Below are 16114 nucleotides of genomic sequence, written 5' to 3' on the forward strand. Positions count from 1 at the left end.
CGTGAGCGGCGTTGCGCGGATGCCGGGGCAAAATATAAGTCCGCTTGATATAAACCGCTATTACATACTTTCCCTTGGTTGAGCGGGCATGGCGCATGCGCAGGGGCGTCGCCCAAAGATTCATCCTGCTTAAACCTTTCGGCCCGTCACCTCGACTATGCTCTACCCTCGCCCGCGATCCTGCCGGGGTGCGCCGCCGTCGTCGACGGAGCGCTCGACTCCCGCCGCAATAAGACGAGGACCATGAGACTTTCCCGATTATCCGGGGCGGTAACGCTGCCCCTGTGCCTTGTGCTGGCCGGCTGCAGCCTGACCCGTCCGCCGGCCGCGGTGCCCCCGCCTGTTCCCGCCCAGTGGAATGCGCCGCTACCGCCACCCGGACCGGCCGCGCCGCCGTTGCCGGTCGGGTCGATCCCGGCATTGACCGACTGGTGGCGGCAGCTGAACGATCCCCTGCTCGACCGCCTGATCGCGGCGGCGCAGACCGAAAGCCCCACCATTGCCAGCGCCGCGGCGCGCATTGCCGAAGCCCGCGCAACGCGGGTGCAAAGCGGCGCGGCCCTGCTGCCCAGCCTGGATGCGTCGCTGACCGGGACACGTGGCAATTCCGGCTCCCGGTTTGGCGCGTCGCCCACGGGCGGCCTGATCGCCGTGCCCATCACGACGACGCAAGCCACGTTGCAATCGAGCTGGGAAGCCGACCTGTTCGGCCGCCTGCGCTCCGATCGCGAAGCCGCGCAGACGCGGCTGGTCAGCGCCGACGCCAAGTGGCATGACGCGCGGGTGTCGGTCGCGGCCGAGACAGCCAATGCCTATTTCGCCGAGCGCGCCTGCATCCAGCAATTGACGGTATCCGAATCGGATACCCGATCGCGCAGCGAGACGGCGCGCCTGTCCGACCTGTCGTCTCAGGCCGGTTTCACGGCGCCTGCCGATGCGGCCCTGGCGCGCGCCAGCGCGTCCGATGCCTCCGGCCGCCTCAGCCAGCAGCGTGCGCAGTGCGATGTGCAGCGCAAGGCGCTGGTCGCGCTGACCGGCATCGACGAACCGGAACTGGCCGTCCAACTGGCCGCGTCGCCCGTGCAACAGGCCCTGCCCAACGTGCAGGCCGTGGCAAGCGTGCCGGCCGAGATGCTGGTGCAGCGGCCTGACGTCTACGCCAACGAACTGGGCGTGGCTGCAGCCAGCGCCGAAGTCGGGTCGGCCGAAGCCGCCCGCTACCCGCGCCTGACCCTGCAGGGCTCGGTCGGCCGCACGACGTTCCGGCTTGCTGGCCAGGCGCAATCCCTCGACACCTGGAGCATTGGCCCGGTCACACTGACGGTGCCGCTGTTCGATGGCGGCACCCGCCGCGCCAATGTCGAATCGGCCAAGGCGCGGTACGCCGAAGCCGTGTCGGCATACCGCGGCAGCGTGCGCCAGGCCGTGCGCGAAGTCGAAGAAGCCCTGGTCAACCTGCAAAGCACCGATGCGCGCGCGTCCGACGCCGACAGCGCCGTCAAGAATTACCAGGCCGCCTTCGACGCCATGCAGGCGCGTTACAAGAGCGGGCTGGCCAGCCTGATCGAACTCGAAGACGTGCGCCGCACCCTGTACGCCGCCCAGACCGCGCGAGTCGCCCTGCAGCGCGAACGCGCCAATGCCTGGGTGGCCCTCTATCGCACCACTGGCGGCGGCTGGACCCGCGCCGCCTCGCTGACCTCCTCTTCCTCGGCCCCGTCGCCATGAAAACCATGAAGCGCTCTACCCTCGTCCTGACGCTTGTCGTCCTGCTGGTCATCGTCGGCATTGCCGTGTTCGTGGCGCGGCGCCCTGCCTCGCCCGATGGCGCAGCCGCGGTCGACAAGCAAGCCGCGGCCGCGCCGCGTCCCTCGCTCACCGTTTCGGTCGAAGCGCCGCAGTCCACCCAGTTGACGAATACCCTGTCCGCGAACGGCAATATCGCGGCCTGGCAGGAAGCCAGCGTGGGATCGGAATCGGCCGGGCTCAAGCTGTCCGAGGTGCGCGTGAACGTGGGCGACACCGTCAGGAAAGGCCAGGTGCTCGCGACCTTCTCGGGCGAGACGGTGCAGGCCGACGTGGCCCAGGCCCGGGCGTCGCTGGCCGAAGCCAAGGCGAACGCGGCCGATGCGGCCAATAACGCATCCCGCGCTCGCACGCTGGAGGAGACCGGCGCGCTCAGCCAGCAGCAGATCAACCAGTACGCGACCAGCGCCGAGACAGCGCGGGCGCGGGTCGAAGCGGCCGAAGCCGTGCTGGCCGCCCAGCAGGTGCGTGGCCGCAATACGCAGGTGCTGGCGCCCGATGACGGCGTCATCTCGGCCCGTACCGCTACCGTCGGCAGCGTGGTGGGTGCAGGCACCGAACTGTTCAAGCTGATCCGCCAGGGCCGCCTCGAATGGCGGGCCGAGGTTACGTCGGCCGAACTGGGCCGTATCAATGTCGGCATGCCCGCGGTCATCGTCGGCGCCAGCGGCGCGCGGGTCCACGGCAAGGTGCGCAGCATCGCTCCGACGGTCGATCCGCAAACGCGCGCGGCGTTGATCTACGTCGATGTGCTGGGCGTCTTGCCTCCCGATACCCCGGCACCCGCCACGCCGGTCGCACCGGCCGCCGCGACCGGGTCGGTACCCGCCAGCCCGGGCGCGGCCAACACCACGTCGGCCAAGCCGGCCGCAGCCAGCCTGCCGGTCGCCAAGCTCAAGGCGTCGCCGGTCAACATGGCGCAGACCACCAGCCTGAAGGCCGGCATGTTTGCGCGGGGCGACTTCGAACTTGGGCAGGCGCGGGCCGTGACGGTGCCGCAGGCGTCCATCGTGCCGCGTGACGGGTTCAATCACGTCCTGCTGCTGCAGCCCGACAACCGGGTGGCCCAGCTCAAGATCGAAACCGGCCGCCGCGTGGGCGATCGTGTCGAAGTGGTCACCCCGCTGCCCGCCGATGCCAAGGTGGTCGTGCAGGGCGCGGGTTTCCTGAATGACGGCGACCTCGTCCGGGTGACGCCATGAACGTTTCCGCCTGGTCCATCCGGAATCCGATTCCGGCGGTCATGTTGTTCGTCCTGCTGACCTTTGGCGGTCTGCTGGCGTTCAACGCCATGAAGATCCAGAACTTTCCCGATATCGACCTGCCCACGGTGACCGTGACGGCATCGCTGCCGGGAGCTGCCCCGTCGCAGCTCGAAACCGACGTGGCGCGCAAGCTTGAAAACTCCATCGCCACGGTCCAGGGCCTCAAGCACATCACCACCAAGGTCCAGGACGGCACCGCCACCCTCATCGTCGAATTCCGGCTGGAAAAACCGGTGCAGGAAGCCGTGGACGACGTGCGGTCGGCCATCCAGCGCGTGCGGGCCGATTTGCCCGCTGACGTGCGCGACCCGGTCGTGACCAAGCTGGACCTGGCCGCCCAGCCGGTCCTGGCGTTCACGATTGCGTCCACGAAGCTGGATGCGCCGTCGCTGTCCTGGTTCGTCGACAACGACGTCACCAAGAAGCTGCTGGCCCTGCCCGGCATCGGCGCCGTCAACCGGGTGGGCGGCGTGACCCGGCAGGTGCACGTCGACCTCGACCCCGCCAAGCTGCAGGCCCTGGGCGCCACGGCGGCTGACATCTCGCGCCAGCTGCGGCAGGTGCAGGTGGAAAGTGCCGGCGGACGCACCGACCTGGGTGGCAGCGAGCAACCCGTGCGTACCTTGGCCACGGTGCAATCGGCCGACCAGTTGCGCGACATGCAGATTCCGCTGTCCGATGGCCGGCGTATCCGGCTCGATCAGGTGGCCAATGTGATCGACACCATCGCGCAGCCACGCGCCGCGGCCTTGCTCGATGGCAAGCCGGTGGTCGGGTTCGAGGTGGCGCGCAGCCGCGGCCAGAGCGAGGTCGCGGTTGGCGCCGCGATCCAGAAAGCCCTGGTCGAACTGCGCGAGCAGCACCCGGACATCACGCTGACCGAGGCCTTCAACTTCGTGCAGCCGGTGCAAGAGGAATACGACGGGTCGCTGCACCTGTTGTATGAAGGCGCGCTGCTGGCCGTGCTGGTGGTTTGGCTGTTCCTGCGCGACTGGCGCGCAACCTTCGTGTCGGCCATTGCACTGCCGATGTCGGTGATTCCCGCCTTCATCGGCATGTATGTGCTGGGTTTTTCCATCAACGTGATTTCGCTGCTGGCGCTGTCATTGGTGGTCGGCATTTTGGTGGACGATGCGATCGTCGAGGTCGAAAACATCGTGCGCCACCTGCGCATGGGCAAAAGCCCCTACGACGCCGCCATGGAGGCGGCTGACGAGATCGGGCTGGCCGTGATCGCGACCACCTTCACATTGATCGCGGTATTCCTGCCGACTGCCTTCATGAGCGGCGTGGCCGGCAAGTTCTTCAAGCAGTTCGGGTGGACGGCGTCACTGGCGGTGTTTGCGTCGCTGGTCGTGGCGCGGGTGCTGACGCCGATGATGGCGGCCTACATGCTCAAGCCCATCGTGACCGAGGAAAAGGAACCTGGCTGGCTCAGGATGTACATGCGCGCGGCCGAATGGTGCATGACCCATCGGCTGACCACGATGCTGCTGGCCACGCTGTTCTTCATCGGGTCGATCGCCATGATCCCGCTGCTCAAGACCGGCTTCATTCCGCCCGACGACAACTCGCAAACGCAGGTCTACCTGTCGCTGGCGCCGGGCGCCACGCTGCAGCAGACCCTGGCAACCGCTGAAGAAACCCGGCAGCGCCTGATGAAGATCGATCACGTGCGCAGCGTCTACACGACGGTGGGCGGCGGCAGCGCGGGCGGCGACCCGTTTGCCGGCTTCGGCGTGGCCGAAACGCGCAAGGCTACCCTGACGGTCAAGCTGGACCCCCGCGGCGAACGGCCACGCAAACAGGTGGTGGAAAACCAGATTCGCGCGGCGCTGGAAAGCCTGCCGGGCATACGCAGCACGGTGGGCCTGGGCGGCTCGGGCGAAAAGTACATTCTGGTGTTGAGCGGCGAAGATCCTGCGGCGCTGACGACGGCGGCACGCGCGGTGGAACGCGATCTGCGCACGGTGCGCGGCCTGGGCAACATCACGTCGACGGCCAGCCTGGTGCGGCCTGAAATCGCGGTGCGCCCGGACTTTGCACGCGCGGCTGACCTGGGTGTGACCAGCTTTGCCATTGCCGAGACGCTGCGGGTGGCGACGCTGGGCGACTACGACCAGTCGCTGCCTAAGCTGAACCTGGCGCAGCGGCAGGTGCCCATCGTGGTCAAGCTCGAAGACTCGGCGCGCAAGGATCTGTCCTTGCTCGAACGCCTGTCGGTGCCGGGCGCGCGGGGTCCGGTCATGCTGGGCCAGGTCGCCACGCTGACCATGGAAGGCGGTCCGGCCGTGATCGACCGCTATGACCGGTCCCGCAACATCAACTTCGAGATCGAACTGTCGGGCACCGGCCTGGGGGATGCCAAGACGGCCGTGATGGAACTCCCATCGATCCGCAATTTGCCGCCGGGCGTACGGGTCGCCGAAGTGGGCGACGCCGAAGTCATGACCGAACTTTTCGCCAGCTTCGGGCTGGCCATGCTGACAGGCGTGCTGTGCATTTACGTCGTGCTGGTGCTGCTGTTCAAGGACTTCCTGCACCCGGTCACGATCCTGTGTGCCCTGCCGCTGGCGCTGGGCGGCGCGTTCGTGGGTCTGCTCATCGGGCAGAAGGCATTGTCGATGCCGTCGCTGATCGGCCTGATCATGCTGATGGGCATCGCCACCAAGAACTCGATCCTGCTGGTCGAGTACGCCATCGTCGCGCGCCGGGACCATGGCATGAGCCGGTGGGATGCCCTTCGGGACGCCTGCCACAAGCGCGCGCGCCCCATCATCATGACCACCATCGCCATGGGCGCCGGCATGCTGCCGATCGCGGTGGGGTTCGGGGCAGCGGACGCGAGCTTCCGGTCGCCGATGGCCATTGCCGTCATTGGCGGGCTGATCACCTCGACGGTGCTGAGCCTGCTGGTGGTGCCGGCGGTGTTTACGTATGTAGACGACGTGGAGCACTGGATAGGCCGGACAGTGCGGCGGTTGCGGGGAATACGCGACCCTGAACCGGCTGCGGCTGCGGCTGCGCCTGCGCCCGAAACACCGCGGTAATTCGGGATCTGGATCGGTAGGAGTGCGTGCGCACACTTACCGATCCACGCCCCACTTCCGGCGATCTCGTGGCAACCTCTTACAAAACCACGCCCGGCCAGGACGCTTTCGCCCACCCCTGCCTGCCCCAGTGCAGGGCGGCATCGTTAGAATTGGGAGTCATTTTTGTTCCACGAGTCCCATGCAGCTATCCCCTTCCCGTCTTGTTCTGATCGTCCTGCTGTGTTTCAGCAGCCTGTGGATGCACCTTGCCGTGGCTGCCGACCCGGCGCCGGCGGCGTCATCGGCCGATGCGCCTGTCACGGCGTCGCAGGCCAAACGCGTGCTGGGCACGCTCCAGGACGACAAAAGGCGGGCCGAGCTGGAAGAAACGCTGCGGGTGATTTCGCAAGCCACGGCAGCCGCGCCCGGCGCCGACGCGCCGACTGAAGAAGCGCCAGCCGAAGCGGCGCCGATTGCCCTGGTCGAAACCGGGGTGGTGGCGCAGATCTTCGATCGGGTGGGCAACTGGTTCGATGCCATCGGCAATGAACTGAAGGTCACCGTGCGCACCTTTCTGGAAGTCCGGACCATTGGCGTCTGGTGGGAAAGCCGCTTCGGCACCGATGAAGCCCGCGCCAACGCCTTGCGCGCCATCGGCGCCGTGCTGGTGATCCTGGCAGCCGGCCTGGCGGTGGAATGGTTGCTCAGGCGGGTGTTGCAACGCCCGCGCGACATCGTCGCCGCGCATGCCGCGCGGCGGTTCGCGGCGGAAGAGGCGAAACGTACGGCGGCGCAGTCGGTAGTCGTTGAAGCGCAGGCAGTCGATCCGGCAGCGGCGGCAGCAGAAGCATCCGGTGCAGTGACGTCACCGTCCGGACCGACGGCTTCAACCGCCACCCCCGCGGCCACATCCGCCACGACGCCCGTGGTCTCGCCCACTGGCGCGCCGGTCTCTCCGATCACCCTGGCCGCGGCCACCGCCGCCGATGCCGCGACCGAGCCCGCCGCGCCACCGCGCCAGCGCTACGACCGCCACTGGGGCGTTCTTCGGCGCATTCCTTACGCGGTCGCCTACGGCATCCTCAAATGGCTGCCGCTGCTCGGATTCCTGGGCACCACCAGCCTGCTGATCGCGCTGTCGGGCGGGCCCAACTCGGCGTTCTATCGCGCGATATTGCCGCTGGTCGGCGCCTACGCCGCGACCCGGGTCACCATGAGCGCCATCGGCGTGCTGATCACCCCCGCCGGCGCCGGCCTGCGACTGGCGCCTGTCACGAATGACACCGCGCGGTACCTGCGCCGCTGGTTCCGCCGGATCGTGGTGGTGGCCGTGTTCGGAGCTGCCTTGACCGACGTGGCCCTGGCGGTCGGCGCGACAGCCGATGCGCAAAACGCGATGTCCAAGCTGATCGCGCTAGCCGTGCATCTGATGGTCATCACCGTGATTTTCCAATCCCGCCAGCGTGTCGGCCACTGGATCCGCGGGTCGGGCCAGGGCCGCGACAGCATCGTCGCGCTGCGTGCCCTGCTGGCCGATATCTGGGCGCCTGCCCTGGCCCTGTTCGTGGTCGGCCTTTGGGTGGTGTGGGCCCTTGGCGTCAATAACGGTTTCCAGCAGCTGCTTCACTACTTCGCGCTGACCGCGGGGGTGTTGTTCGCGGCCGTGGTGACCGGCTACCTGGCGCTTGGCGCGCTCGACAAGACCTTCTTTGGCAGCGCCATTGAAGAGGGCAAGTCGGTGCACGTCATCCAGCACTACCAACGCTTCACGCAACGCGCGGTGATTGCGATCGTGGTCATTGTCGCCCTGCTTACGCTGCTGCAGGTGTGGGGCTTCAGCGTCCTGAACTGGTTCGCCCCCGGCACCATCGGCCGCAGCCTGTTGTCGGCGGTCAGCACCATCGCCGTCGCATGCATCCTGGCCATCGTGGCATGGGAAGGCAGCAATTTCTGGATCAACCGGCGCATTGCGCTGTGGACGGGGGCGGGCGACGTGGGCCGGGCCACCCGCCTGCGCACCCTGGTGCCGATCATGCGCACCACCTTGTTCATCGTGATTGCGCTGGTGGTCGTGCTGACCGCCCTCAATCAGCTGGGCATCAACATCGCGCCCTTGCTGGCCGGCGCAAGCATCGTGGGCGTCGCGCTGGGCTTCGGCTCGCAAAAATTGGTGCAGGACTTCATTACCGGGATTTTCTTGCTGGTGGAAAACGCTATGCAGGTCGGCGACTGGGTGACGGTTGCCGGCGTATCCGGTTCAGTGGAAACGTTGTCCATCCGTACCGTCCGACTTCGAGCGGGCGACGGCGCCTTGCATGTGATTCCATTCAGTTCCGTATCGACCGTCACCAATACCAATCGCGGCATCGGCAATGCGTCGATCAAGCTCAGCGTCCGGGCGGATTCCGACCTCGATCAAGTCATTGCCGCCATCAAGGAAGTCGGTGCGGAAATGCGAGAAGACCCCAAGCTCAAAGATCTCATCCTCGCCGATCTCGACCTGTGGGGTGTCGATCAGGTCGACGGCGCGACGGTGGCACTGTCGGGCGTCATCCGGACGGTCGACCGCGGTCGCTGGCCAGTCCAACGCAGTTTCAACCAACGGATCTGGCGGCGGTTCCGTGAACTGGGCATCCAATTGACCAACCCGCAGGAAACGGTTGTCATCAACCCCATGGCTCCGGCCAATGGAGACGGTGTGTCAGAGGTACGGGGTGGGTCGGCCCCTGACTCGGTGCAGGGCACCGCGGGCGAGGCGCAGCCGCCGCAAGGCACTGTGCCGGGCAAGCCCTGATTCCCGTACAGGCATCGCCGGCCAGCGCCGGCATGGCCGGCATCCGCGCCACCGACGTGGCGCGTGAACTGGCCGCGCGGCTGGACATTCAGGTCCCGCAAGGCCCGACCAACTTCAGAGCGACCGCGTCTGCCCCGCCGGCTCGCCCGCCGCCCGGTCCACATCGCGCGCGGGCGTCGTTCGCAGCACCACTTCACACGCGGCAATGCAGAGCACCAGCCACGCGCCGCCCGAGACGAATCCCGCCAGCACGTCGCTGAAGTAATGCACATACAGGAACACCCGGCTGAAGCCGATCGCCAGGAACAAGGCCACCAGAGCGCCCGCCAGCACCAGCGACAGCGGGGGGCGCGCCAGCCGCAGCGCCAGGTAGGCCAGCATGCCGTAGGTCACGAGCGACCCGGAGGCGTGACCGCTGGGAAAGCTCCAGCCGTGCTCGATGACAAAGCCATGTTCATGCAGCGGCCGCACGCGCTGGAAGATGGCTTTCAGTACACGGATCAATACGCCGTTGCCCGCCACCGCGATGACCCAGGCGCAGAAGAACAGGCGGCGGCGCGCGATCAATAACGCGATGCCGACCAGCAGGCCAACGATCACCAGCGCTTCCAGATTGCCGGCCCGAGTCACCCAGGCCAGCATTTCCAGCATGCGGGTCGACGGATCGGTGCGCAGCGCATCGGCCAGCAGGCCGTCGAACCGGCCCAGGGTCTCGTCGGCCTCCAGGGCCTCGGCCAGTTCGGCGAACGCCGCCATGGCCACCAGCAAGCCCGCCGCGCCCGCGCCGGCATAAATGCCCAGCCAGGCGCGTGGTGGCAGGCGATCGCGCCATCGGTCACGCCCGCGCCGGACCGTCCAGTGCAGCACCCAGGCCAGCAGACCGGCCAGCATCCAGGTGCCGATCGTGGTGGCGACATAGGATGCGACCGGATGCGTGCCTATCCATTGCGCAGTGGACTCCAGCGTCATGAAGAACGGCTTCCTCGGCTGGGCGTGACCAGGATCTGGTCGACCCGCGTGAAGCCCTCCGCGGGATCGGCGCAATCCCAGCGTTCGATGGCGCAACGGCCCGCGTCGACCGATGACGAATACCGGATGACATTCACCGAGTTCGGCGCGTTGGCACGCGTGCGCGTCGATACGGCCGTTCCGGCCTGCACCACCCAGGCATCTCTGCCCAGTCCCGGCAATGCATCGTTGACCGGCCGCACGAACGGCAAGTGGATATGACCGCCCAGCACCAGGTCGGCGCCGGCCAGCACCCAGGTGCCCAGGGCCGCGCGATGTCCATGCAGCAGGTTCTTGCTTTCCTGCGGCGACAGCACATGCACCGGGTGATGCGCCACCACGATCCCCAGCTGACCCGGCCGCCGTTTCATCAACGCAGCGGACACGCGCGCAATCTGCTCGGCCGACACCGTGCCGTCTTTGTGACGGTAGTTGCGCGTCGAATTGACGCCGATCAGCAGCAGGTCGGGGGACGACAGCACGGGCTCGAGCGTCCCGGGAAATACTTCCTGGTAATGCCCGTAAGGCGACACGGCGCGGGCAAACAGATTGAACAGGGGAATGTCGTGGTTGCCCGGTATCACCACAACCTGCCGCGCCCCAACCCGGTCCACGAAGGCCTTGGCGGCCGCGAACTCCGATGGTTTGGCGCGCTGCGTGATGTCGCCCGACATCAGCAACACATCCGGGTCAAGGGTGCGCGCCAGGCGCAACAGTGCTTCCACGACGTCCGGCCTTTCGGTGCCAAAATGGGGATCCGAGACTTGCAGAACTACCGTCACGCCTCCTCCTTGCGTTGATCGGGCGCGGGAACCAGCAGCGGGAGGCGCTCGGCCGCGACCTTGAATACCAGCGGGGCTTCCATCCACAGGATCTCGCCATCGGTCGCTACTTTGAAGCGGCGCGAGCGGCTGCCGGAACGCGGCTTGACCACCAGCCGGGTGAACGAAAAATCGATCACGTCGTCGGCGCCGCCCAGCTTGCGCATCGCGCCGCGGAACAAAAGTCCCAGCATGGCCAGGCCGCTCATGTCGCGCAATGCAATCGCGACCAGGCGGCCGGCATGCACCTCATCGGACTCCTCGATCCCGACGCGCTTCAGCTGTAGCCGATTATTCCCGACAAACAGCGTGACCGTGCGCAGTCTGCGGGTCTGCCCGTCCTGCTCCATGTCGATGTGCAGGCGGCGATGCGAACGCATCACGGTCATGATGCCCGACAGCAACGCCACGAAGCGGCTGCGGCCATATTGCTGCTTGTAGGTCTCGCGATCCTCCAGCAACTGGGGATAGAGACCCAGGCTGGCGTTGACCAGAAAAAGGCGTTCGTTGAGCATGCCGACCTGTACAGGAGAGATGGTGGCATCGAGCAATGCGCGTGCCGCCTCTTCCGTGTCCTGCGAAATGCCCCACGTACGGCCAAAGTAATTGAAAGTGCCCTGCGGCAGCACGCCGAAGGGGCAGCCCTGTCCAAGCACCACTTGAGCAACGGCATTGATGGTGCCGTCGCCGCCCGCCGCGACCACGACCCCGCCCTGGGCCTTTGCAAGTTCTACCGCGCGACGCGCGGTATTTGCCAGGTCCGACGCATCCCCCACCTTGAAGATTTCGACCCGGCGACCCGCGTCTTCCATAACCCGGCGCACGATCCCGCTGGTTTCGTCGGCGTCGTTGCGACCCGAGCCACTGTTCAGAACGATAAAGAACGGTGCGTCCGCAGCGACCGTCTTGCCTACGTTCAGCGTTTCCATGCATGCCGCCTTAGCAGAAGTGCTTAGTGTTGAGTGTGTTGAGCAAGCTGCGATGGTCCCATACTCCTGTCGGGCACACCGCTTGCTGTAACACTCGCAGAGCACTGTTGCCGTTGACACATGGAGGTGAACGATGACCACCGACAAAAAGAAAACCGAAGAAGACAAGCGTCTGGATGGCACGGCCGATAAGGACAAGAAAGTCCCGACCTATCAGGAACTGCTGGACGAGTCCCTGGACCAGACATTTCCTGCAAGCGACCCGATTTCCCCAGGCGCCGCGGTAAATGCCGAAAAGCGGATCGAATCCGAAAAGAACGAAGCGGATTGGGAACTCAAACCGCAAAAGGCCCCGAACAAATAAGGGGCACGCGGAGCGTGACTCCGCGGAATGAAGAAAGGCTGGCACGCGCCAGCCTTTTTGTCGTCTCGGTCGGGACAACGCCCAGGACTGTCCCGAATCAGAGCAGCACGATCTCGCAGGGCTGGTGCGCCGTTGCGCCTCGCAGTGGCGCATCGCCTGGCACGCCGTCGCCCGACAATGCCTTGCGCTTGGCATACAGGCCATATTGATCGACCTCGATACGGCGGGCGCGGTGCCACGGAATCCGAGTATCCCCAGGCGCGGCCCAGGCCCAGGCATGCACCGGAACGGGAATGCACTTGGCGCCGACAATGGCAGCGGCGGCCAACGCGGCACGCCCGACGGCTTCGTGATCCGGATCGCCATCGAAGCGCCAGCTTGCAAACATGACGTCCCCAGGCTGCAGCCGCCATGCCAGAAAGGCTGCCAGCGCCGTTTCGTTGCGATGGAGCGTGCCTTTTTCCAAACCTGCATGCATCACCCGGCACGGCGCCATGTCGCTGTCTGCACGGCCAGTCACCCCAAGACGATGCAGCGCCCCAGAATAAGGCGCGTATTGCACCTGGGCTTCGCCATGGTATTCCGGTGGGTTATGAATTGACGCCGCGCCCGGTTCACCGGTCGCGGCAATGATGGTAAGCGGCCGCCCAAGGAAATGCAGCCCGTGGATAAGCCCGCCCAGGGACACGACTTCGTCATCGGGATCTGGCGTCACGACAACGGCACGACGCCCTTCGGGCACCATCAACGCGGGTGCGATGGAAGGAAGTCCAGCCAGTGCCCAGCGGCCACGTTCGGCGCAGACGGCAGCGTGGTCGGGGGCTTGCGGTACTGCGCTCAACATCGGCATGGGGGCACAATCACAAAAGGGTCATCCCCGGAATGCAATATCCATGCCCATTTTTACACGGTGGCGTTATGGACTTTCAGCACACCGATCAATGCTTCGAGGCGGCATCGGTGGCACCGACGATCGCCACAAGTGCCTGCCGACCGGCAGGAGCGATTCCTGCTGAGTAGCTTCCAGAAACTGGAACGCTGCCCTGCAGTGCCATCCGGTCCCTGTGACGTACCGATCAAAGGACTAGCCATGACGAAAATTACCTCTGTGCTCAATGAACTGATTGAAATCAGCAACGACGGCGACAAGGGCTTCCGCCAGGCCGCCGAAGACGCAAAGAATCCCGAACTGAAAGCCCTGCTGCTGCGCCGTGCGTCGGACTGCGCGTCGGGTGCTGCGCAACTGCGCCAACAGGTGTCGGCCCTGGGTGGCAAGCCTGAAGAAGGCGGCACCGCGGGCGGCGCCGTTCATCGCGGCTGGGTCAGCCTGAAGGCAGCGGTTGCCGGCCGTACCGACCTCGCCATTCTGGAAGAGTGCGAGCGTGGCGAAGACGTCGCCAAGGCCCGCTATCAGGACGCCCTGAAGCAGGATCTGCCTGCCGAAATCCTGGCACTGGTCCAGACCCAGTACGAAGGCGTCGTGCGCAATCACGACCAGATCCGCGATCTGCGTGACCGGATGCGCGCCACCAGCTGATCAGGTCTGACCTGATCGACGCCAGAGGCTGATGCCTCTGGCGTGGCGGCAAAAGAAAAGCGCCTCGAGAATATCGAGGCGCTTTTTATTGGCCTGACCGTTGATGGCGACGTTCAGTGGGCAGCGACGTTCAGTGCACGCTGCTCGCCACTCGCTGGCCCGGCGTCGCCTGCGCGGCAGGACGCGTCAGCGACGTGATCACGGCAATCAACTCAGCCGGATTGGCGGGCTTGGTCAGGTAGACCTGAAAACCATTGGCCAACGCCCTGACACGATCTTCACGCTGACCAAACGCCGTCAGTGCAATGGCAGGAATCGGACCGCGAAACCGCGTCGATACCTGACGCTCCAGCAGCCGCACCTGCTTCAGGGTCTCGTACCCGTCCATGTCCGGCATCGCAATATCGCAAATGATGACCTGCGGTGCATCGTCGGGACCGCACTGGCGCAAGTGATCGAGCGCGTGCTGGCCGGAAGCGGTTGGCGCAACCTGCGCGCCGATATGGGTCAGCAATTCCGACAACGAGTCGCGTGCTTCTTTCTGATCATCGACCAGCAACACGCGCACGTTTTCCAGGGAACTGAGCGGCTTGTCGTCTCCAGCCACGGTCTGCACCGCGCGCGGGCCTTCATCTTCCGAATCCGCTTCATTGCGCAGCGGCAGGTAGATCGAAAAGGTCGATCCCTGGTTTTCGCCATCGCTGTACGCAACGGCACGACCGCCATGCAGTTCGGTCAGCTGGCGCACGAGCGTCAGGCCCAGACCCAGGCCTTCGGTGCGACGCGTGTTGGACGAGTCGGCCTGGCGGAAAGGATCGAACAGGAAAGGCATGAATTCGGCAGAGATCCCCTTGCCCTGGTCGACCACCGAGATGCGCACGTCGATATCGCTGGTTTCGATCGTCACCTTCACGTCCGACCCCTGGGGGCTGAACTTGATGGCGTTGGTCAACAGGTTCCAGATGATCTGCTCGACCCGCTCGGCATTGCCCACGATACGGACCGGCAATTCGGGGTACGCCGTCGTCACCGACACATTGCGTTCGGCCGCTGCCTTGGACGCGCTAGAAATGGCGGCATCGATGGCGGGCTGAAGCGTGAAGGGTTGTTTGGGCATGCGCAGGCGTCCGGTCATGACCTGCGTTGCGTCGAGCAACTCTTCGATCATGCGAACTTGCTGCTGCACACCCGTCTTGATGCCGGCAATCGCACGTGCGACCGACGGCGTGCCGGTATCCACGCGGTTTTCCAGCACATGGGTCCAGCTCTGAATGCCGTTGAGCGGGGAGCGCAGTTCGTGCGACACAATCGCCAGGAACTGGTCGCGCGCGCGCGAAGCGGCTTCTGCCTGGAAGCGCGCCGCCTGTTCACGGATCAACAGTGCATCGCGCTCGAGCTGGGCTTCGGTCCGCTGCGTGACGTCATAAGTGACGGCCAGTACCGAATCGATGCTGCCATCACGTTCGAATTCGGGAAGGATGCGGGTGGTGAAGTGGCGCGTGCGGGACTCGCTGTCCTCCAACGTGAAGTTGAACGCGCGTTCCTCGCCGCACTGGAAGACTTCCTGGGCAGCCTTGTCGTAAGCTGCCGCTACCGAGTCGGGAAACCCCATCTCGGAGATGCTCTTGCCGATGAAATCACTGGCTTCAATGCCAAAGGCATCGCGGGTGGCGCGGTTCACATACAGGTGCCGCTGATCGCGGCCAAGGCGGGCGATGACATCGGGAGAGTTCTCGACCAATGTCTCCAGCTCACGCCGGTTGCGGAAAAGCTGTCGTTGTTCGTCGTCCGACAGCACCGCCTTGGGTGCGTGATCGACAGGGGCGATCGAGCCCGAAAAACCGGTGACCTTGCCGTTCTGCATCACGGGCGTCGCCCGAAGCGTTACCTTGCGGCCGGCCGCATCGGCCGTGGTCAGACACACTTCAACGTCGAATGCAGCGGCGTCGGCCGCGCCTTTCACGAAAGCCGCGGCAAGGGCATCCCGGCTTTTTTCGGATACGACATCCATCCACCCGTTTCCGGTGGCTCGCATCGTTGCCTGACCCGACAGGCGCGTCCACGCAGGGTTGACGTATTGCCAGTCGCCACCCAGCCCGGCCATCCACAGGACACATGGCGCTTGGTCAGCCAGGTCACGGAAGCCGAAATCATTGGGGTGTGATGAAGGCGCATGGTCATCACTCATTGCATTGACGTCGGTCACAAGGTAGCCACACTTTCAAAACCACGTTCAATCCGGAACCTCAGTTCTGCCACTCGCCTTCGTAGCGGTCTTCTTCTTCGTCCGGGGTCGTCACAAAGAACGTCATGATAAAAGCGATGAGAGAAACAACAAAGAGGCCCATGGCGATCTCAGCAGCACTCGCGGCAATTCCACCCATGCCGACGATGGCTACGAGCAGGGGAATCGCGAAAAAGATAATAGCCCAGCGCAACATGTTTCTCTCCTTGTCTACCCAAGAAGCAACTTGACTTGCTTCTTGCAGTGTCTTGCCAATGACGGTCTTGGAACCGTCTGAATTTCATTGCCGTAACCGGCTTGCCCAGACCTATAT

General features: G+C 65.3%; 12 protein-coding genes. 6 read left to right on the top strand and 6 right to left on the bottom strand.

All coding sequences use genetic code 11. The features are described 5' to 3' along the window. The first annotated feature begins 243 nt into the window (after nucleotides 1-243). The 4 genes from IE116_RS10710 to IE116_RS10730 all read left to right on the top strand — a co-directional run bounded on the left by IE116_RS10710 (nucleotide 244) and on the right by IE116_RS10730 (nucleotide 8897). A complete protein-coding gene (locus IE116_RS10710; protein WP_189612285.1) occupies nucleotides 244-1728 on the top strand; it encodes an efflux transporter outer membrane subunit in 1485 nt (494 codons plus the stop codon). After that, entirely contained in the window at nucleotides 1725-3008 is a 1284-nt protein-coding gene (locus IE116_RS25885; RefSeq protein WP_229828096.1) for an efflux RND transporter periplasmic adaptor subunit, read from the top strand. The genes IE116_RS10710 and IE116_RS25885 overlap by 4 nt, the downstream gene beginning before the upstream one ends. Further along, nucleotides 3005-6121, top strand: coding sequence for an efflux RND transporter permease subunit (locus tag IE116_RS10725; RefSeq protein ID WP_189612287.1), 3117 nt, complete (start codon nucleotides 3005-3007; stop codon nucleotides 6119-6121). Before IE116_RS25885 ends, IE116_RS10725 begins: the two co-directional genes overlap by 4 nt. 181 nt (nucleotides 6122-6302) lie before the next feature. Beyond that, nucleotides 6303-8897, top strand: a complete 2595-nt coding sequence (locus IE116_RS10730; RefSeq protein ID WP_189612289.1) for a mechanosensitive ion channel family protein — start codon at nucleotides 6303-6305, stop codon at nucleotides 8895-8897. Nucleotides 8898-9011: 114 nt separating this feature from the next. On the opposite strand, the gene IE116_RS10735 is transcribed toward IE116_RS10730, so the two are convergent. Genes IE116_RS10735 through IE116_RS10745 form a run of 3 tightly spaced genes read right to left on the bottom strand, consistent with a single transcriptional unit; the run spans nucleotide 9012 to nucleotide 11655 of the window. After that, nucleotides 9012-9866, bottom strand: coding sequence for a phosphatase PAP2 family protein (locus IE116_RS10735; protein WP_229828097.1), 855 nt, complete (start codon nucleotides 9864-9866; stop codon nucleotides 9012-9014). Beyond that, nucleotides 9863-10687: a metallophosphoesterase family protein gene (locus tag IE116_RS10740; RefSeq protein ID WP_189612291.1), complete on the bottom strand. Its 825-nt coding sequence runs from the start codon at nucleotides 10685-10687 to the stop codon at nucleotides 9863-9865. Before IE116_RS10740 ends, IE116_RS10735 begins: the two co-directional genes overlap by 4 nt. Further along, nucleotides 10684-11655 (bottom strand): diacylglycerol/lipid kinase family protein, encoded by a 972-nt coding sequence (locus IE116_RS10745; RefSeq protein WP_189612293.1) that lies wholly within the window; start codon nucleotides 11653-11655, stop codon nucleotides 10684-10686. The genes IE116_RS10740 and IE116_RS10745 overlap by 4 nt, the downstream gene beginning before the upstream one ends. Nucleotides 11656-11788: 133 nt before the next feature. Between IE116_RS10745 and IE116_RS10750 the strand changes: the two genes are divergently transcribed. Then, complete coding sequence (locus tag IE116_RS10750) at nucleotides 11789-12019, top strand: hypothetical protein (protein ID WP_189612294.1); 231 nt, start codon at nucleotides 11789-11791, stop codon at nucleotides 12017-12019. A 97-nt stretch (nucleotides 12020-12116) separates the two neighbouring features. On the opposite strand, the gene IE116_RS10755 is transcribed toward IE116_RS10750, so the two are convergent. Beyond that, nucleotides 12117-12869: a PIG-L family deacetylase gene (locus tag IE116_RS10755; protein WP_189612296.1), complete on the bottom strand. Its 753-nt coding sequence runs from the start codon at nucleotides 12867-12869 to the stop codon at nucleotides 12117-12119. Nucleotides 12870-13109: 240 nt separating this feature from the next. On the opposite strand from IE116_RS10755, the gene IE116_RS10760 reads away from it, so the two are divergent. Continuing rightward, nucleotides 13110-13556, top strand: a complete 447-nt coding sequence (locus IE116_RS10760) for a ferritin-like domain-containing protein (protein ID WP_179585297.1) — start codon at nucleotides 13110-13112, stop codon at nucleotides 13554-13556. A gap of 130 nt (nucleotides 13557-13686) precedes the next feature. Here the strand turns inward: IE116_RS10760 and IE116_RS10765 are convergent, their stop codons facing one another. Together IE116_RS10765 and IE116_RS10770 are read right to left on the bottom strand one after the other, a co-directional pair. After that, nucleotides 13687-15744 carry a hybrid sensor histidine kinase/response regulator gene (locus IE116_RS10765; protein ID WP_268249243.1) on the bottom strand — a complete coding sequence of 686 codons (2058 nt, stop codon included), beginning with the start codon at nucleotides 15742-15744 and terminating at the stop codon, nucleotides 13687-13689. A gap of 58 nt (nucleotides 15745-15802) precedes the next feature. Next, the gene (locus IE116_RS10770) at nucleotides 15803-15997 is read right to left on the bottom strand and encodes a DUF1328 domain-containing protein (protein ID WP_189612300.1); all 195 of its coding nucleotides are present in this window, start codon (nucleotides 15995-15997) and stop codon (nucleotides 15803-15805) included. Nucleotides 15998-16114: the final 117 nt, after the last annotated feature.

It is taken from the genome of Pigmentiphaga litoralis, assembly GCF_014651835.1.
In the GTDB taxonomy this organism is placed as follows: Bacteria; Pseudomonadota; Gammaproteobacteria; order Burkholderiales; family Burkholderiaceae_B; genus Pigmentiphaga; species Pigmentiphaga litoralis.

Bases quoted from the DNA above. Each gene is read 5' to 3' on its own strand.
- IE116_RS10735 (WP_229828097.1), bottom strand. From the start codon at position 9,866: ATGACGCTGGAGTCCACTGCGCAATGGATAGGCACGCATCCGGTCGCA.
- IE116_RS10730 (WP_189612289.1), top strand. From the start codon at position 6,303: ATGCAGCTATCCCCTTCCCGTCTTGTTCTGATCGTCCTGCTGTGTTTC.
- IE116_RS10725 (WP_189612287.1), top strand. From the start codon at position 3,005: ATGAACGTTTCCGCCTGGTCCATCCGGAATCCGATTCCGGCGGTCATG.
- IE116_RS25885 (WP_229828096.1), top strand. From the start codon at position 1,725: ATGAAAACCATGAAGCGCTCTACCCTCGTCCTGACGCTTGTCGTCCTG.
- IE116_RS10765 (WP_268249243.1), bottom strand. From the start codon at position 15,744: ATGAGTGATGACCATGCGCCTTCATCACACCCCAATGATTTCGGCTTC.
- IE116_RS10770 (WP_189612300.1), bottom strand. From the start codon at position 15,997: ATGTTGCGCTGGGCTATTATCTTTTTCGCGATTCCCCTGCTCGTAGCC.
- IE116_RS10750 (WP_189612294.1), top strand. From the start codon at position 11,789: ATGACCACCGACAAAAAGAAAACCGAAGAAGACAAGCGTCTGGATGGC.
- IE116_RS10760 (WP_179585297.1), top strand. From the start codon at position 13,110: ATGACGAAAATTACCTCTGTGCTCAATGAACTGATTGAAATCAGCAAC.
- IE116_RS10745 (WP_189612293.1), bottom strand. From the start codon at position 11,655: ATGGAAACGCTGAACGTAGGCAAGACGGTCGCTGCGGACGCACCGTTC.
- IE116_RS10710 (WP_189612285.1), top strand. From the start codon at position 244: ATGAGACTTTCCCGATTATCCGGGGCGGTAACGCTGCCCCTGTGCCTT.
- IE116_RS10755 (WP_189612296.1), bottom strand. From the start codon at position 12,869: ATGCCGATGTTGAGCGCAGTACCGCAAGCCCCCGACCACGCTGCCGTC.